We start from the raw sequence: 17,599 nt of genomic DNA on the forward strand, positions 1-17,599 counted from the left end.
CTTCACCTGGAGAACAATAATGATGAAACCAACCCTTTTGCGCTGGGTCGCCATCGCTGCGCTGATGGCAGGCGGTACATTTAGCGTGGCGGCTAACCCGCCTGCGGCTCCTCCGGTCTCTTATGGCGTGGAGGAAGATGTGTTTCATCCCGTGCGGGCCACGCACGGGATGGTGGCCTCGGTGGATGCGCTGGCAACGAAAGTGGGCGTCGATATTCTCAAACAGGGCGGTAATGCGGTGGATGCCGCGGTGGCGGTCGGCTATGCGCTGGCGGTAACACACCCGCAGGCGGGGAATCTCGGCGGCGGCGGCTTTATGATGCTGCGCACCAAAGACGGGAAGACGACGGCTATCGACTTCCGCGAAATGGCGCCTGCTCAGGCCTCCCGCGATATGTTCCTTGACGATCAGGGCAATCCGGACAGTAAAAAATCGCTGACCTCGCACCTTGCGTCCGGTACGCCTGGCACCGTCGCAGGCTTCTCGCTGGCGCTGGAAAAATACGGCACGATGCCGCTGAACAAAGTGGTCCAGCCTGCCATTAAGCTGGCACGCGACGGCTTTGTAGTGAATGACGCCCTGGCCGATGACCTTAAAACCTACGGCAGCGAAGTCATTCCGAACCATGTAAACAGCAAGGCGATCTTCTGGAAAGACGGAGAGCCGCTGAAGAAGGGCGATAAGCTGGTGCAGAAGAACCTTGCCAAAAGCCTGGAGCTGATTGCGGAGCATGGCCCGGACGCCTTCTACAAAGGGGCGATTGCCGACCAGATTGCCGAAGAGATGCAAAAGAACGGCGGGCTCATCACCAAAGCGGATCTGGCGGAGTATAAGGCAATGGAGCGCGAGCCAATTAGCGGCACCTACCGTGGCTATGAGGTCTTCTCCATGCCGCCGCCGTCCTCCGGCGGGATCCACATCGTGCAGATCCTCAATATTCTGGAAAACTTCGATATGCACAAGTTTGGCTTCGGCAGTGCCGATGCCATCCAGGTGATGGCCGAGGCGGAAAAACGCGCCTATGCCGACCGCTCGGAATACCTTGGCGACCCGGACTTTGTGAAGGTGCCGTGGCAGGCGCTGACCAACAAAGCGTATGCCAAATCCATTGCCGATCAGATCGACATCAATAAGGCTAAGCCGTCGAGCGAGATCCGCCCCGGCAAGCTGGCACCGTATGAAAGTAACCAGACCACCCACTTCTCGGTGGTGGATAAAGACGGTAACGCGGTGGCGGTTACCTATACGCTCAATACCACCTTTGGAACCGGTATTGTGGCGGGTAACAGCGGCATTCTGCTGAACAACGAGATGGATGACTTCTCTGCCAAACCGGGCGTACCGAACGTCTACGGGCTGGTCGGTGGGGATGCCAACGCGGTGGGGCCGAAGAAACGTCCGCTGTCGTCGATGTCACCAACCATTGTGGTGAAAGACGGCAAAACCTGGCTGGTAACCGGCAGCCCGGGCGGCAGCCGAATTATCACCACCGTGCTGCAGATGGTGGTGAACAGTATCGACTTTGGTATGAACGTGGCGGAGGCGACCAACGCCCCACGCTTCCATCACCAGTGGCTGCCGGATGAACTGCGCGTCGAGAAGGGCTTTAGCCCGGACACCCTCAAACTGCTGGAGCAGCGCGGACAGAAGGTAGCGGTGAAAGAGGCGATGGGCAGCACCCAGAGCATTATGGTGGGGCCGGACGGGGCGCTGTTTGGCGCGTCAGACCCGCGGTCGGTGGATGATTTAACGGCGGGGTATTAATCTGTTGTCTAATTCCCTCTCCCGGTGGGAGAGGGTTAGGGTGAGGGCAACTAACTACTTCATTCGCGCCATATAATACGCATCCACATACTCGCCGTTGCGCAGGGCATAACGCTTGCCTGTGCCTTCAATCTCAAATCCGTGTTTTTTGTACACCGCAATCGCCGGCTCGTTATCGACAAACACCGTCAGCTCAATGCGGTCAACGCGCAGCCAGTTATCGCACATATCAATCATGGTGCGCATCAGTGCGCTGGCAACGCCCCGGTTTTGCCACTGCGCGCCTACACAGATCCCAAAATCAGCCACATGGCTGCGGCGCGGGCGTTGCGCAACGGCGATGCACAGGTGTCCGGCAACGGTGCCGTCGATACATGCGACCAGCTGTTTAATGCCCGGCTGGTCGGATAGCCGCTCTTGCCACATCTGCTCAGAGGGATGAGGAACCTGTAGCGTGTTGTGGTACACCTCCGGCTGGGCGTGGATCTGACGAATGGCGTCATAATCTTTCGGTTCCGCATGGCGTATCACTATCTCACTCATTCCTTATTCCTCAGTCAGTTAAACATCCTTTCCAACATCAGTGACTTTGAAATTTGAGTCAACCGCTATTTTTTGCAAAAAGTATTGGACAAGTGCGAATGAGAATGATTATTATTGCTCTGCATTCAGGAAGACCACTACGGGAACCTGAAAGCACGACATTGCTCACATTGCTTCCAGTATTACTTTAGCCAGCTTTTAGCTGGCTTTTTTTTGTCCTTTTTCGCCCTCTCCCCGTGGGAGAGGGCTGGGGTGAGGGCAAAACATGCGCTATGGTAAAACCCAGTAACCTTCCAAAAGGACTGAGCTATGACCTTACATTGCGCATTTATTGGATTTGGTAAAAGTACGACCCGCTATCACCTTCCGTATGTTCTCAACCGTAAAGACAGCTGGCATGTGGCGCATATCTACCGCCGCAGCGCGAAGCCGGAAGAGCAGTCTCCGCAGTATTCCCATATTCATTTCACCAGCGATCTCAATGAAGTCCTGGGCGACCCGCAGGTTAAACTGGTCATCGTCTGTACCCATGCCGACAGCCATTTCGACTATGCGAAACGCGCGCTCGAGGCGGGTAAAAACGTGCTGGTAGAAAAACCCTTCACCCCGACCATCGCTGAAGCGAAAACGCTCTTCGCACTGGCGAAAAGCAAAGGGCTGACCGTCACGCCGTATCAGAACCGTCGCTTCGACAGCTGCTTCCTGACGGCGAAAAAGGCGATTGAGAGCGGCAAGCTTGGCGACATCGTCGAAATGGAAAGCCATTTTGACTATTACCGCCCGGTGGCGGAGACCAAGCCCGGCCTGCCGCAGGACGGTTCCTTCTACGGTCTTGGCGTCCATACCATGGACCAAATCATCTCCCTGTTTGGCCGCCCGGACCACGTGGCGTATGACATTCGCAGCCTGCGTAATAAAGCCAACCCGGACGATACTTTTGAAGCGCAGCTGTTCTACGGCGACCTGAAAGCCATCGTTAAAACCAGCCATCTGGTGAAAATCGACTACCCGAAATTTATCGTTCACGGCACGAAAGGTTCGTTTATCAAGTACGGTATCGATCAGCAGGAGACCAGCCTGAAGGCCAATATCATGCCGGGTGAACCGGGCTTTGCGGCGGATGATTCGGTTGGCGTACTGGAGTATGTGAACGCAGAAGGTGTGACGGTCAGAGAAGAGCTGACGCCTGAAACCGGCGACTATGGTCGCGTCTACGACGCGCTGCATGCAACCCTGACCCGCGGCGTGGCGAATTACGTCAAGGAATCTGACGTTCTGACCAACCTCGAAATCCTCGAACGGGCCTTCGAACAGGCTTCTCCTGCCACGGTAACCCTTGCGAAATAAGCAAAAATGGCTCCTCTGCACTTGTTCATAATTTTTGAACAGAGGAGTCAATTTTCACCCTCTATGATCCCAGGCGGTTTGCGTCCACACTTACTCCATCGAAACGAACTGAGGGTGAAAACAATGATCTACTTACGCAAAGCAAACGAACGTGGTCACGCGAATCATGGCTGGCTGGACTCATGGCATTCATTCTCGTTTGCCGACTACTACGACCCGAACTTCATGGGCTTCTCCGCACTGCGCGTGATTAACGATGACGTGATTGATGCAGGCCAGGGCTTCGGTACCCACCCGCATAAAGACATGGAAATCCTGACCTATGTGCTTGAAGGGGCGGTTGAGCACCAGGACAGCATGGGCAACAAAGAGCAGGTTCCGGCGGGCGAGTTCCAGATCATGAGTGCGGGTACCGGTGTTCGTCACTCGGAGTACAACCCGAGCAAAACGGAAAAACTGCACCTGTATCAAATCTGGATCATTCCAGAAGAAACCGGCATCAAGCCGCGCTACGAGCAGCGCCGCTTCGACGCCAAACAGGGCAAACAGCTGGTGCTCTCCCCGGATGCGCGTGAAGGTTCGCTGAAAGTGCATCAGGATATGGAACTGTACCGCTGGGCGCTGGCGAAAGACGAACAGTCTGTACACCAGATCGCCGCGAACCGCCGCGTCTGGATCCAGGTGGTGAAAGGTGAAGTGTCCATCAACGGCACCAAAGCGACAACGGCGGATGGTCTGGCCATCTGGGATGAGCAAGCGCTCTCCGTGCATGCCGACAGCGAAAGTGAAATTCTGCTGTTTGATCTGCCACCGGTGTAATAAATCATAAATAAATGCCCATCCTTCCCTTTGACAGGGGAAGGATGGGCTTTGTCCGTGATAAACTGAGCAAATCTCTCTCTTCAAGATTTCTCAGGACGATGAAAAAGAAACGCCCCGTACTTCAGGATGTCGCCGATCGTGTTGGTGTGACCAAAATGACGGTCAGCCGTTTTTTACGTAACCCGGAACAGGTTTCCGTAGCGTTGCGTGGCAAGATTGCCGCTGCTCTCGATGAACTGGGTTATATCCCTAACCGCGCACCCGATATTCTTTCTAATGCCACCAGTCGTGCGGTGGGCGTCCTCCTGCCTTCTTTAACTAACCAGGTCTTTGCCGAAGTGTTGCGCGGTATTGAAAGCGTCACGGATGCGTTTGGTTACCAGACCATGCTGGCACACTACGGCTACAAACCGGAACTGGAAGAAGAACGTCTTGAATCGATGCTTTCCTGGAACATCGATGGCCTGATTTTAACTGAACGTACTCACACCCCCCGTACGCTGAAGATGATCGAAGTGGCCGGGATCCCGGTGGTGGAACTGATGGACAGCCAGTCGCCGTGCCTTGATATTGCCGTGGGTTTTGACAACTTCGAAGCGGCGCGGCAGATGACGGCGGCGATCATCGCGCGTGGTCATCGTCATATCGCCTACCTGGGTGCGCGTCTTGATGAACGTACTATCATCAAACAGAAGGGATACGAGCAGGCGATGCTTGACGCAAATTTAACCCCGTACAGCGTGATGGTGGAGCAGTCCTCTTCCTATACGTCGGGTATTGAGCTGATGCGGCAGGCACGGCGCGAGTATCCACAACTGGACGGTATTTTCTGTACCAACGATGACCTTGCGGTCGGTGCAGCGTTCGAATGCCAGCGTCTGGGGCTGAAGATCCCCGATGATATGGCGATAGCCGGTTTCCACGGCCATGACATCGGCCAGGTGATGGAGCCGCGTCTGGCGAGCGTCCTGACACCGCGTGAACGCATGGGTCGCATTGGCGCAGAACGCCTGCTGGCGCGCATTCGCGGTGAAGCGGTTACGCCAAAAATGTTAGATTTAGGTTTCACCTTGTCACCGGGTGGATCTATTTAATCCGACAAATTTGAAGTAGCTCACACTTATTCACATCGCGCACGTTTGGATATTGCTTCTCTTTTGCCCCGGCAGGACAATGTTACCGATAACTGTTACCCGTAACAATTGACTGAGGGACACCCTTTGAGCACGACTAATCATGATCACCACGTTTACGTCCTGATGGGCGTTTCCGGTAGCGGTAAATCTGCCGTGGCAAGCGAAGTGGCGCATCAACTTAATGCGGCGTTTCTTGATGGCGACTTCCTCCATCCGCGCAGCAACATCATGAAGATGGCCTCCGGCGAGCCGCTGAACGACGACGACCGTAAACCGTGGTTACAGGCGCTGAACGATGCCGCGTTTGCCATGCAGCGCACCAATAAAGTTTCCCTGATCGTCTGCTCTGCGCTGAAAAAAACCTACCGCGATCTGCTGCGTGACGGCAACCCGAACCTCTCTTTCATCTACCTGAAAGGCGATTTCGACGTCATCGAAAGCCGTCTCAAGGCGCGCAAAGGCCACTTCTTCAAAACCCAGATGCTGGTCACACAGTTCGAAGCGCTGCAGGAGCCAGGTGAAGATGAAAAAGACGTCTTAGTGGTTGATATCGATCAGTCACTGGAGGGTGTTGTTGCCAGCACCATCGAGGTCATTAATAAAAGGCAGTAAGTTTTGAGTACATTAACGCTAGTTTTGACAGCAGTGGGTTCGGTATTGCTGCTGCTGTTTTTAGTGATGAAAGCGCGTATGCATGCTTTTGTTGCTTTGATGGTGGTTTCTATTGGTGCAGGTCTCTTTTCCGGCATGCCGCTCGACAAGATCGCTGCGACGATGGAAAAAGGGATGGGGGGCACACTGGGCTTCCTGGCTATTGTGGTCGCGCTGGGCGCGATGTTTGGCAAGATTCTGCATGAGACGGGCGCGGTCGACCAGATTGCCGTCAAGATGCTGAAATCGTTTGGTCACAGTCGTGCACACTATGCAATTGGCCTGGCCGGTCTGATCTGCGCGCTGCCGTTGTTCTTTGAAGTGGCCGTGGTGCTGCTGATTAGCGTGGCGTTCTCCATGGCACGCCATACCGGTACTAACCTTGTGAAGCTGGTTATTCCGCTGTTTGCGGGCGTGGCCGCGGCGGCGGCGTTTCTCTTGCCGGGACCGGCACCGATGCTGCTGGCTTCCCAGATGCACGCTGACTTTGGCTGGATGATCCTGATTGGCCTGTGCGCGGCAATCCCGGGAATGATTATCGCCGGTCCGCTGTGGGGCAATTTCATCAGCCGCTACGTTGAACTGCATATTCCTGATGATATTACCGAGCCGCACCTGGGCGAAGGTAAAATGCCGTCCTTCGGCTTCAGCCTGTCTCTGATCCTGCTGCCGCTGGTGCTGGTGGGTTTGAAAACCATTGCCGCGCGCTTTGTACCGGTGGGCTCTACCGCGTACGAATGGTTCGAATTTATCGGTCACCCGTTCACGGCAATTCTGGTGGCGTGTCTGGTGGCGATTTATGGCCTGGCGATGCGTCAGGGGATGCCGAAAGACCGCGTGATGGAAATCTGCGGTGCTGCGCTGCAGCCAGCGGGCATTATCCTGCTGGTGATCGGTGCGGGTGGCGTGTTCAAGCAGGTGCTGGTGGATTCAGGCGTCGGTCCGGCGCTGGGTGAAGCGCTGACCGGAATGGGACTGCCCATCGCGGTCACCTGCTTTGTGCTGGCGGCGGCGGTGCGTATCATTCAGGGCTCCGCGACCGTTGCCTGTTTAACGGCTGTTGGCCTGGTGATGCCGGTGATTGAACAGCTGAACTACTCCGGTGCGCAGATGGCGGCGCTGTCTATCTGTATCGCAGGTGGTTCGATTGTGGTGTCGCACGTGAACGATGCGGGCTTCTGGCTGTTCGGTAAATTTACCGGTGCGACCGAAGCGCAAACCTTGAAAACCTGGACGCTGATGGAAACGATCCTCGGCACCACGGGTGCGATTGTCGGGATGATTGCGTTTACGCTGCTGAGCTAACCCCGGTTTTCTCCCTCTCCCTGTGGGAGAGGGTTGGGGTGAGGGCATCAGGCCGCAGAGATCTTATTTTGTCGGGTGGCGGCTTCGCCTTACCCGACCTACAAAAAACTCAGTTCCCGTAGGCCGGGTAAGCGCAAGCGCCACCCGGCTTTTTTACAGCAGCACTGTGCCTTCCGTTGTGCGCAGCCAGCGCGGCGCTTTTAGCGTATCGCTGTAAAATCGCACCAACTCCTGCAACAGATCTCCCGCCACTCTCTCATCGCTTTCTGACAGCGAATGCGCTAACAGCATTTGCGTTAACAGCTGGCAATATCGCCCTAACTGATCAACTTCCGGTTCGAATACCGGGACGTCCAACGGCAGGTCATCCACCGTCAGGCTGGCTTTTAAATATTCTGGTACAGGTTCAAGCAGCGTGGGCTGAAGCAGGGTGAGGCAGGCGGAAAGTCGTCCACACAGCGCCATCTTCTGGGTTGGATCGTCACATTCAACCAGCACGTCGACAAACCGCGCGCAGTTGTCTGCCTGCTCGGTGAAGTCGGTGGTGTGATCGAACGGTGTGGTGAATAAGGAGTGAGAAAAGCTAAGGGTAGTAGTCATAAGACCGCCTCTGATGCGTAAAATGGACCGCCACAGGAGGGACCAACCTCACTGGTGGCGGACTGAACGGAGTTGGTCCTACCGGCCTCATCAGCTACCGGCGCGCCTTGCGGCGCCACCGTCCAGCCCACCATTAAGGTGTAACTGACTACGCGATAAAGAAATTTTATCACGGATGAGGATAACAGAGGACCAACCCTGACGCCTGATTTTGCAGGCGCGGCAAGAAGATACTGCGTTGGGGATGGGGTGACAAGTGAGGCTCTGGAAGGCGGCTCGCAAAACGAAATATTATTTTTGAGGAGTGCGGCCTGATGCCCTCACCCCGGCCCTCTCCCACGGGGAGAGGGAGCAAACACTAAAAACGGCAATCAAGGATTGCCGTTTTGCTTTTACCTAGCCCTTCATCCACGCCCGTATCCCGTCCAGGAACATCTGCGTCGCCATCATCACCAGAATCAGCCCCATCAAACGTTCCAGCGCATTGACCCCTTTTTCGCCCAGCAGGCGCAGGAACAGCGACGATTGCAGCAGAATGATGAACGTTCCGCCCCAGGCAATCAGCAAAGCAATCACCAGATGGCTCATCTGGTTGGGATACTGATGCGACAGTAGCATCAATGTGGCCAGAATGGTCGGCCCGGCGACCAGCGGGATCGCCAGCGGTACGATAAACGGCTCTTCACCCGCAGGCAGTCCGCTGCTGCTGCCTTCCGCGCTCGGGAAAATCATCTTAATGGCAATCAGGAACAGAATAATTCCGCCGGAAATGGAAACCGTTTCGGCACGCAGATTCAGGAAGGCGAGAATTTTTTCGCCGGCAAACAGGAAGATAAACATCACCAGCAGGGCGATAAGCAGCTCGCGGATCATGATCGCCCGGCGGCGCTTGGGTTCGGTGTGCTTCAGCACCGACATGAAAATCGGCAGGTTTCCCAGTGGATCCATTATCAGGATCAATAAAACCGCCGCAGAAATGATTTCACTCATGTAAATTAGCCCTGAATTTCTCTATGGTTATTAGGATGATTAGCTCTTTTTCTGATTGCCGGGCAATCATCGATTAATTTCGCTTGCGACTTTGGCAGCATTTTGTAATGTGAAGCATATCCCAGTTCAATACTGGCTTGCACAAACAGCACACACCCTCTGCAGGAAACAAATGCTATGAAAAACGTTGGTTTTATCGGCTGGCGCGGTATGGTCGGCTCTGTACTCATGCAACGCATGGTTGAAGAGCGCGATTTCGACGCTATCCGCCCGGTCTTCTTCTCCACTTCCCAGCTCGGCCAGGCTGCACCGTCCTTTGGTGGTACCACAGGGACGTTGCAGGATGCTTACGATCTGGAAGCGCTGAAGGCACTCGACATTATTGTGACCTGCCAGGGCGGCGATTATACCAACGAAATCTATCCAAAGCTGCGTGAAAGCGGCTGGCAGGGCTACTGGATTGACGCGGCCTCTTCGCTGCGTATGAAAGACGATGCCATCATCATCCTCGACCCGGTGAACCAGGGCGTGATCACCGACGGCCTGAACAACGGCGTGAAAACCTTTGTCGGCGGTAACTGCACCGTCAGCCTGATGCTGATGTCCCTCGGTGGCCTGTTCGCGCAGGACCTGGTTGAGTGGGTCTCCGTGGCGACCTACCAGGCCGCATCCGGCGGCGGTGCGCGTCACATGCGTGAACTGCTGACCCAGATGGGCCAGCTGCACCAGAGCGTTGCGACCGAGCTGGCAAATCCGGCGTCCGCGATCCTCGATATCGAGCGTAAGGTCACCGAGCTGACCCGCAGCGGCGAACTGCCGGTCGATAACTTTGGCGTACCGCTGGCCGGTGGCCTGATCCCGTGGATCGACAAACAGCTGGATAACGGCCAGACCCGTGAAGAGTGGAAGGGTCAGGCGGAGACCAACAAAATCCTCGCTACCGCGAACACCATTCCGGTTGACGGTCTGTGCGTGCGTATCGGCGCGCTGCGCTGCCACAGCCAGGCCTTCACCATTAAACTGAAAAAAGATGTGTCTATTCCAACCGTGGAAGAGCTGCTTGCCGCACACAACCCGTGGGCGAAAGTGGTGCCAAACGATCGCGATATCACCATGCGCGAACTGACGCCTGCGGCCGTTACCGGCACGCTGACCACGCCGGTTGGCCGTCTGCGTAAGCTGAACATGGGGCCAGAGTACCTCTCCGCGTTCACCGTGGGTGACCAGCTGCTGTGGGGTGCCGCAGAGCCGCTGCGCCGCATGCTGCGCCAGCTGGCGTAATAATTTGTTAACTACCGGGGGTGATTTTCACCCCCTTTTTTTGCGTACTACATGGAGTAAAACGCAGATGTCTTATTTTTTATCAGGAGGAACCTCGTCGTTGGCTATGCTTTAAGGAAGATTTATTTCTCACCTGAGGGTAGGGCGGAGCAGAGAGGATGAGCTGCACCGTTTAGGTCACATTAAAAGTCGTCCCGGAGCGAATAAAAAGGGCGACATAAAAAAACAGGATGAATACCATGTCCGATCGTATTTCGAGAGACGTGATTAATGCGCTTATTGCGGGTCATTTTGCCGACCCCTTTTCTGTGCTAGGGATGCACCGTACAGAGGCCGGGCTGGAAGTTCGCGCGCTGTTACCGGATGCCACAGAAGTGTGGGTCATCGAACCCAAAACCGGCCGCAAGGTGGGTAATCTGGAATGCCTCGACTCACGTGGCTTCTTCTCGGGCGTCATGCCCCGTCGTAAAAACCCCTTTCGTTATCAGCTTGCCGTCATCTGGCACGGTCAGCAAAACCTGATTGACGATCCCTATAGCTTTGGCCCGCTCTTAAAAGAGATGGATGCCTGGCTGCTGTCCGAAGGTACCCATCTGCGGCCTTATGAAACGCTGGGTGCCCATGCGGATACCATGGATGGTATTACCGGCACGCGGTTTGCCGTGTGGGCGCCAAACGCCCAGCGCGTCTCCGTCGTCGGGCAGTTCAACTACTGGGACGGTCGTCGTCACCCCATGCGCCTGCGTCGGGAAACCGGCATCTGGGAGCTGTTCATCCCCGGCGCGCATAACGGTCAGCTCTATAAATTTGAGATGATCGATGCCAACGGCAAGCTGCGCATTAAGGCTGACCCGTACGCCTTTGAAGCGGAGCTGCGCCCGAATACTGCCTCGCTTATTTGCGGCCTGCCGGAGAAGGTGGTCCAGACGGAAGAGCGCAAGCAGGCTAACCGCTTCGACGCGCCAATCTCCGTTTATGAGGTGCATCTCGGCTCCTGGCGTCGCCACACCGATGACAATTTCTGGCTGAGCTATCGTGAGCTGGCTGACCAGCTGGTACCGTACGCCAAATGGATGGGCTTTACCCATCTGGAGCTGCTGCCGGTTAACGAACATCCGTTCGACGGAAGCTGGGGCTATCAGCCCACCGGGTTATACGCACCGACGCGCCGCTTTGGCACGCGCGACGACTTCCGCTATTTCGTTGATGCCGCACACGCCGCCGGGCTGAACGTCATTCTTGACTGGGTGCCGGGCCACTTCCCGTCGGATGATTTTGCGCTGGCCGAGTTCGACGGCACAAAACTGTACGAGCACAGCGACCCGCGCGAAGGCTATCACCAGGACTGGAATACGCTGATCTACAACTACGGTCGTCGTGAAGTCGCGAACTACCTGGTCGGGAACGCGCTTTACTGGATCGAGCGTTTCGGCATTGATGCCCTGCGCGTGGATGCGGTGGCGTCGATGATCTATCGCGACTATAGCCGCAAAGAGGGCGAGTGGATCCCGAACGAGTATGGCGGTCGCGAGAACCTGGAAGCGAGTGAGTTTCTGCGCAACACCAACCGCATTATTGGCGAGCAGGTCGAGGGCGCGGTGACGATGGCGGAAGAGTCCACCGACTTCCCGGGCGTTTCCCGTCCGCCGTCAATGGGTGGCCTGGGCTTCTGGTACAAGTGGAACCTGGGCTGGATGCACGACACGCTCGATTACATGAAGCTCGACCCGGTTTATCGTCAGTATCATCACGATAAGCTTACCTTCGGGCTGCTCTACAACTACACCGAAAACTTCATGCTGCCGCTGTCGCACGATGAAGTGGTGCACGGTAAAAAATCCATTCTCGACCGCATGCCGGGCGACGCGTGGCAGAAGTTTGCCAACCTGCGCGCCTACTACGGCTGGATGTTCGCCTTCCCGGGCAAAAAACTGCTGTTTATGGGCAACGAGTTCGCCCAGGGGCGCGAGTGGAACCACGATACCAGCCTCGACTGGCATCTGCTGGAGGGCGCTGACAACTGGCACCACGGCGTGCAGCGGCTGGTCCGCGATCTGAACCTGACCTACCGCCACCATAAAGCACTGCACGAGCTGGACTTCGATCCGTACGGTTTTGAGTGGCTGGTGGTGGACGACCATGAGCGCTCGGTATTTGTCTTTGTGCGCCGGGATAAAGCGGGCAACGAGATTATCGTTGCCAGCAACTTTACGCCGGTTCCACGTCATCATTACCGCTTTGGCATTAATCAGGCCGGTAAATGGCGCGAAATCCTCAACACCGATTCCATGCATTACCACGGCAGTAACGCCGGTAATGGCGGACTGGTCCAGAGTGATGCCATCGAAAGCCACGGGCGCCCCAACTCCCTGAGCCTGACGCTGCCGCCGCTCGGTACCATCTGGCTGGTGCGGGAGGGCGAATGACGCAGCTTACGGCAGGTAAACCCGAACCGCTCGGGGCGAGCTTTGACGGAAAGGGTGTGAATTTCACCCTCTTTTCTGCTCACGCGGAGCGGGTCGAACTCTGTGTGTTTGACGGGGAAGGTAACGAACATCGTTACGATTTACCGGCGCGCACCGGGGATACCTGGCACGGTTACCTGGCCGGTGGGCGGCCAGGGATGCATTACGGTTTTCGCGTTCACGGTCCCTGGGCGCCTGCTCAGGGGCACTGGTTTAACCCGGCAAAGCTGCTTATTGACCCCTGCGCCCACCGCGTGGAAGGCGAGTTTAAAGACGACCCGATTTTCCACGTCGGCTACGGGGAACCCGACCACCGCGACAGCGCCCACGTAGCCCCGAAAAGCGTGGTGGTGGGCGATCGCTACGACTGGGAAGACGATGCCCCGCCGGGCACGCCGTGGGGCAACACCGTGATTTACGAGGCCCATGTAAAAGGGCTGACCTATCTCCATCCGTCTATTCCCAAAGAGATGCGCGGCACCTATAAGGCGCTCGGCCATCCGACCATGATCGCCTATCTGAAACATCTCGGGATCACCGCGCTGGAGTTGTTGCCCATCGCCCATTTCGCCAGCGAGCCTCGCCTGCAGCGACTGGGCCTGAGCAACTACTGGGGCTACAACCCGCTGGCGATGTTTGCGCTCGACCCCCGCTACGCCGTCCACCCGGACAAGGCGCGGGACGAGTTTCGTGATGCGGTGAAAGCGCTTCATGCGGCCGGTATCGAAGTGATTCTGGACGTGGTGCTGAACCACAGCGCGGAAAGCGATCTTGACGGTCCGACGCTCTCCATGCGCGGAATTGATAACCGTAGCTATTATTGGATCAGAGAGGATGGTGATTACCACAACTGGACCGGTTGCGGTAACACGCTCAACCTCAGCCATCCGGCGGTGACGCATTTTGCGTATGAATGCCTGAAATATTGGGTGGAAACGTTCCACGTCGACGGTTTTCGTTTTGACCTGGCGCCGGTGATGGGCCGCACGCCGGGGTTCAGCCAGCAGGCGCCGCTGTTTGAGGCGATCAAAAACTGCCCCGTGCTCTCGCGGATGAAGCTGATTGCCGAGCCGTGGGACATTGGTGAAGGCGGCTACCAGGTGGGGAACTTCCCGCCGCTGTTTGCCGAATGGAACGACCACTATCGCGATGCCGTACGCCGCTTCTGGCTGGAGAGAAGCCTGTCGCTGGGGGAGTTCGCCGGACGCTTTGCCGCTTCCAGCGATCTGTTTAAACGTGATGGCAAACGACCGTCTGCTACCGTCAACCTGGTGACCGCGCATGACGGTTTTACGCTCCGGGACTGCGTTTGTTTCAATCAGAAACACAATGAGGCAAATGGCGAGGAGAATCGCGATGGCACTAACAATAACCATAGCTTTAATCATGGTATAGAAGGGTTAGGCGGAAGTCTGGATGTTATTGAGCGGCGACGCGCCAGCGTGCATGCGCTGCTGACGACGCTTTTGTTGTCGCAGGGCACGCCGATGCTGCTGGCAGGGGATGAACATGGCCACAGCCAGCACGGTAACAACAACGCCTATTGCCAGGACAACACCTTAACCTGGCTCGACTGGGGAGAAGCGAACAGCGGCCTGATCCACTTTACCGCGGCGCTGATCCACCTTCGTCAGCAGATCCCCGCGCTCACCGCCAACCGCTGGTGGGAGGAGGGCGACGGCAACGTTCGCTGGCTGAATAAAGACGCGCAACCGTTAAGCGCGCAAGAGTGGCAACACGGCGTACCGCGCCTGCAGATCCTGCTTTCGGATCGCTGGCTGGTTACGCTGAACGCGACGGATGACGTCGCGGAGATTGTTTTACCTGACGGGGAATGGCGCGCCGTTCCCCCCTTTGCCGGAGCGGATAATCCGGTAGTAATGGCTGTCTGGCACGGGCCTGCGCACGGAGTGTGCGTATTCCAAAGATGATAAAAAAGGAGTTAGTCATGGTTAGATTAGAGAAGAACGATCCCTTAATGTTGGCACGCCAGCTCCCCTTAAAAACGGTTGCCCTGATCCTCGCTGGCGGGCGCGGAACCCGTCTTAAAGATTTGACCATCAAGCGCGCCAAGCCGGCTGTTCACTTTGGTGGTAAGTTCCGAATTATCGATTTTGCACTGTCCAACTGCCTGAACTCAGGTATTCGCCGCATTGGCGTCATTACGCAGTATCAGTCGCACACCCTGGTGCAGCATATTCAGCGCGGCTGGTCATTCTTCAGCGAAGAGATGAATGAGTTTGTCGATCTCCTGCCTGCCCAGCAGCGTGTTCACGGGGAAAACTGGTACCGCGGCACCGCTGATGCGGTGACCCAGAACCTCGATATCATTCGCCGCTACAACGCGGAGTACATTGTGATCCTCGCCGGGGATCACATCTACAAGCAAGACTACTCCCACATGCTCATCGACCACGTCGAGAAAGGGGCGCGCTGCACCGTGGCGTGTCTGCCGGTGCCCGTTGCCGAGGCGACGGCGTTTGGCGTGATGCACGTGGACGCGGACGATAAAATTATCGACTTCGTTGAAAAACCGGCCAACCCACCAACCATGCCGGGAGATGACACCAAATCGCTCGCCAGCATGGGGATCTATGTCTTTGATGCAGATTACCTTTATGAGCTGCTGGAAGAAGACGACAAAGACGAACACTCCAGCCACGACTTCGGTAAAGACATCATTCCGAAAATTACCAAAGCTGGCATGGCCTATGCACATCCTTTCCCGCTGTCCTGCGTGCAGTCAGATCCGAATGCGGAACCTTACTGGCGCGATGTGGGAACCCTGGAAGCGTACTGGAAAGCCAACCTCGATCTGGCCTCCGTCACGCCTGAGCTGGATATGTACGACCAGAACTGGCCGATCCGTACCCATATGGAATCCCTGCCGCCAGCGAAATTCGTTCAGGACCGCTCCGGCAGCCACGGCATGACGCTGAACTCGCTGGTCTCTGGCGGGTGCATTATCTCCGGCTCGGTGGTGGTGCAGTCGGTGCTGTTCCCGCGCGTGCGTATAAACTCATTCTGTAATATCGATTCGGCGGTGCTGCTGCCGGATGTCTGGGTCGGGCGTTCGTGTCGTCTGCGTCGCTGCGTGATCGACCGTGCCTGCGTCATTCCTGAAGGAATGGTGATTGGTGAAAACGCGGAAGAAGATGCACGTCGCTTCTACCGTTCTGAAGAGGGGATCGTGTTAGTCACACGGGAAATGTTGCGGAAGCTGCAGATCAAACAGGAGCGATGATGCAGGTTTTACACGTATGTTCTGAGATGTTCCCGTTGTTAAAAACGGGCGGCCTGGCGGATGTTCTTGGTGCATTACCCGCGGCGCAAATCGCCGGCGGAGTCGATACCCGAGTCCTGCTGCCTGCCTTCCCGGATATCCGGCGCGGCATTCCCGATGCAAAGGTGGTGACGCGCCGTGACACCTTCGCCGGACGCATCACCCTGCTGTATGGACATTACAATGGCGTGGGCATCTACCTGATCGACGCGCCGCACTTATATGACCGACCAGGTAGCCCGTATCACGATACGAACCTGTTTGCCTATACCGACAACGTGCTGCGTTTTGCGCTGCTCGGCTGGGTTGGGGCTGAAATGGCGGTAGGGCTGGATCCGTTCTGGCGCCCGGACATTGTGCACGCACACGACTGGCACGCGGGGCTCGCTCCGGCATATCTGGCGGCGCGCGGCCATCCGGCGAAATCGGTCTTTACGGTGCATAACCTGGCGTATCAGGGCATGTACTACGCCCATCACATGAATGACATCGATCTGCCATGGTCGTTCTATAACATGCACGGGCTGGAGTTTAACGGGCAGATCTCGTTCCTGAAGGCCGGGCTTTACTATGCCGACCACATCACGGCCGTGAGCCCGACCTACGCCCGTGAAATTACGCAGCCGGAGTTCGGCTACGGCCTGGAAGGGTTGCTCCGTCAGCGCCATCGTGAAGGGCGTTTGTCGGGGATCCTCAACGGTGTCGATGAACAGATCTGGAACCCGGAGACCGACCTGCTGCTCGCGGCCCGCTATGGCCGTGATTCCGTGGAAGACAAAGCGGAAAACAAACGCCAGTTACAAATTGCGATGGGGCTGAAGGTCAACGACAAAGTGCCGCTGTTTGCGGTGGTGAGCCGTCTGACCAGCCAGAAAGGGCTGGACCTGGTGCTGGAGGCCCTGCCGGGACTGCTGGAGCAGGGCGGACAGCTGGCGCTGCTCGGCGCGGGCGACCCGGTATTGCAGGAAGGCTTCCTGGCGGCAGCGGCGGAACACCCAGGGCAGGTGGGCGTGCAGATTGGCTATCACGAAGCGTTCTCGCACCGGATCATGGGCGGCGCGGACGTCATTCTGGTGCCGAGCCGTTTCGAACCTTGCGGCCTGACGCAGCTCTACGGCCTGAAGTACGGCACCCTGCCGCTGGTGCGACGCACGGGCGGGCTGGCGGATACGGTATCTGACAGCTCACTGGAAAACCTGGCGGACGGTATCGCCAGCGGGTTTGTCTTTGAGGACAGTAATGCCTGGTCGCTGCTTCGGGCGATTCGGCGTGCTTTCGTCTTGTGGTCCCGTCCGTCGCTGTGGCGTTACGTTCAACGTCAGGCGATGTCTATGGACTTTAGCTGGCACGTTGCGGCGCAGTCATACCGCGATCTCTATCAACGCTTGATGTAACGAGGCGAAGTTACTGA

14 protein-coding genes are annotated in these 17,599 nt (G+C 56.7%); 11 read left to right on the plus strand and 3 right to left on the minus strand.

The window, feature by feature from the left end; translation table 11 throughout:
- Positions 1 to 19: 19 nt before the first annotated feature.
- The gene (gene ggt / locus ACMWKA_RS16720) at positions 20 to 1,765 is read left to right on the plus strand and encodes a gamma-glutamyltransferase (RefSeq protein ID WP_414760435.1); all 1,746 of its coding nucleotides are present in this window, start codon (positions 20 to 22) and stop codon (positions 1,763 to 1,765) included.
- Between the two features lie 54 nt (positions 1,766 to 1,819).
- On the opposite strand, the gene yhhY is transcribed toward ggt, so the two are convergent.
- Positions 1,820 to 2,308: an N-acetyltransferase gene (gene yhhY, locus ACMWKA_RS16725; protein WP_013099120.1), complete on the minus strand. Its 489-nt coding sequence runs from the start codon at positions 2,306 to 2,308 to the stop codon at positions 1,820 to 1,822.
- Positions 2,309 to 2,617: 309 nt separating this feature from the next.
- Between yhhY and ACMWKA_RS16730 the strand changes: the two genes are divergently transcribed.
- From ACMWKA_RS16730 to gntU, 5 genes are all read left to right on the plus strand, one after another.
- Positions 2,618 to 3,655 (plus strand): oxidoreductase, encoded by a 1,038-nt coding sequence (locus tag ACMWKA_RS16730; RefSeq protein WP_023621444.1) that lies wholly within the window; start codon positions 2,618 to 2,620, stop codon positions 3,653 to 3,655.
- A gap of 123 nt (positions 3,656 to 3,778) precedes the next feature.
- A complete protein-coding gene (locus tag ACMWKA_RS16735; RefSeq protein WP_048972508.1) occupies positions 3,779 to 4,474 on the plus strand; it encodes a pirin family protein in 696 nt (231 codons plus the stop codon).
- Positions 4,475 to 4,575: 101 nt separating this feature from the next.
- Positions 4,576 to 5,571 (plus strand): gluconate operon transcriptional repressor GntR, encoded by a 996-nt coding sequence (gene gntR, locus ACMWKA_RS16740; protein WP_014833579.1) that lies wholly within the window; start codon positions 4,576 to 4,578, stop codon positions 5,569 to 5,571.
- A gap of 126 nt (positions 5,572 to 5,697) precedes the next feature.
- The gene (gntK, locus tag ACMWKA_RS16745) at positions 5,698 to 6,225 is read left to right on the plus strand and encodes a gluconokinase (protein WP_038420757.1); all 528 of its coding nucleotides are present in this window, start codon (positions 5,698 to 5,700) and stop codon (positions 6,223 to 6,225) included.
- Positions 6,226 to 6,228: 3 nt separating this feature from the next.
- Positions 6,229 to 7,569, plus strand: a complete 1,341-nt coding sequence (gntU, locus tag ACMWKA_RS16750) for a gluconate transporter (RefSeq protein ID WP_014833577.1) — start codon at positions 6,229 to 6,231, stop codon at positions 7,567 to 7,569.
- Positions 7,570 to 7,722: 153 nt separating this feature from the next.
- Here gntU and ACMWKA_RS16755 read toward each other — a convergent pair whose 3' ends face one another.
- Entirely contained in the window at positions 7,723 to 8,169 is a 447-nt protein-coding gene (locus tag ACMWKA_RS16755) for a hypothetical protein (protein WP_029883906.1), read from the minus strand.
- 396 nt (positions 8,170 to 8,565) lie between these two features.
- Positions 8,566 to 9,159 carry an NAAT family transporter YhgN gene (yhgN, locus tag ACMWKA_RS16760; RefSeq protein WP_003861574.1) on the minus strand — a complete coding sequence of 198 codons (594 nt, stop codon included), beginning with the start codon at positions 9,157 to 9,159 and terminating at the stop codon, positions 8,566 to 8,568.
- 177 nt (positions 9,160 to 9,336) lie between these two features.
- Between yhgN and asd the strand changes: the two genes are divergently transcribed.
- The 5 genes from asd (at position 9,337) to glgA (ending at position 17,582) form a co-directional block, all read left to right on the plus strand.
- Positions 9,337 to 10,440 (plus strand): aspartate-semialdehyde dehydrogenase, encoded by a 1,104-nt coding sequence (gene asd, locus ACMWKA_RS16765; RefSeq protein ID WP_029883894.1) that lies wholly within the window; start codon positions 9,337 to 9,339, stop codon positions 10,438 to 10,440.
- Between the two features lie 239 nt (positions 10,441 to 10,679).
- The gene (glgB, locus tag ACMWKA_RS16770; RefSeq protein WP_414760436.1) at positions 10,680 to 12,866 is read left to right on the plus strand and encodes a 1,4-alpha-glucan branching enzyme; all 2,187 of its coding nucleotides are present in this window, start codon (positions 10,680 to 10,682) and stop codon (positions 12,864 to 12,866) included.
- Positions 12,863 to 14,836, plus strand: coding sequence for a glycogen debranching protein GlgX (gene glgX / locus ACMWKA_RS16775; protein WP_414760437.1), 1,974 nt, complete (start codon positions 12,863 to 12,865; stop codon positions 14,834 to 14,836). Before glgB ends, glgX begins: the two co-directional genes overlap by 4 nt.
- A gap of 17 nt (positions 14,837 to 14,853) precedes the next feature.
- The gene (gene glgC / locus ACMWKA_RS16780) at positions 14,854 to 16,149 is read left to right on the plus strand and encodes a glucose-1-phosphate adenylyltransferase (protein WP_013099110.1); all 1,296 of its coding nucleotides are present in this window, start codon (positions 14,854 to 14,856) and stop codon (positions 16,147 to 16,149) included.
- Complete coding sequence (gene glgA / locus ACMWKA_RS16785; RefSeq protein WP_013099109.1) at positions 16,149 to 17,582, plus strand: glycogen synthase GlgA; 1,434 nt, start codon at positions 16,149 to 16,151, stop codon at positions 17,580 to 17,582. The genes glgC and glgA overlap by 1 nt, the downstream gene beginning before the upstream one ends.
- The last annotated feature ends 17 nt before the right edge of the window (positions 17,583 to 17,599 follow it).

Origin of the sequence: Enterobacter sp. 03-F-07-AD-ECC (genome assembly GCF_047530935.1) — a bacterium.
Taxonomy (GTDB): Bacteria; Pseudomonadota; Gammaproteobacteria; order Enterobacterales; family Enterobacteriaceae; genus Enterobacter; species Enterobacter cloacae.

Excerpts from the sequence above, each read along its gene's own strand:
- glgA (WP_013099109.1), top strand. The coding sequence starts at position 16,149 with ATGCAGGTTTTACACGTATGTTCTGAGATGTTCCCGTTGTTAAAAACG.
- glgB (WP_414760436.1), top strand. The coding sequence starts at position 10,680 with ATGTCCGATCGTATTTCGAGAGACGTGATTAATGCGCTTATTGCGGGT.
- yhgN (WP_003861574.1), bottom strand. The coding sequence starts at position 9,159 with ATGAGTGAAATCATTTCTGCGGCGGTTTTATTGATCCTGATAATGGAT.
- ggt (WP_414760435.1), top strand. The coding sequence starts at position 20 with ATGATGAAACCAACCCTTTTGCGCTGGGTCGCCATCGCTGCGCTGATG.
- asd (WP_029883894.1), top strand. The coding sequence starts at position 9,337 with ATGAAAAACGTTGGTTTTATCGGCTGGCGCGGTATGGTCGGCTCTGTA.
- ACMWKA_RS16755 (WP_029883906.1), bottom strand. The coding sequence starts at position 8,169 with ATGACTACTACCCTTAGCTTTTCTCACTCCTTATTCACCACACCGTTC.
- yhhY (WP_013099120.1), bottom strand. The coding sequence starts at position 2,308 with ATGAGTGAGATAGTGATACGCCATGCGGAACCGAAAGATTATGACGCC.
- glgC (WP_013099110.1), top strand. The coding sequence starts at position 14,854 with ATGGTTAGATTAGAGAAGAACGATCCCTTAATGTTGGCACGCCAGCTC.
- gntR (WP_014833579.1), top strand. The coding sequence starts at position 4,576 with ATGAAAAAGAAACGCCCCGTACTTCAGGATGTCGCCGATCGTGTTGGT.
- glgX (WP_414760437.1), top strand. The coding sequence starts at position 12,863 with ATGACGCAGCTTACGGCAGGTAAACCCGAACCGCTCGGGGCGAGCTTT.
- ACMWKA_RS16735 (WP_048972508.1), top strand. The coding sequence starts at position 3,779 with ATGATCTACTTACGCAAAGCAAACGAACGTGGTCACGCGAATCATGGC.
- ACMWKA_RS16730 (WP_023621444.1), top strand. The coding sequence starts at position 2,618 with ATGACCTTACATTGCGCATTTATTGGATTTGGTAAAAGTACGACCCGC.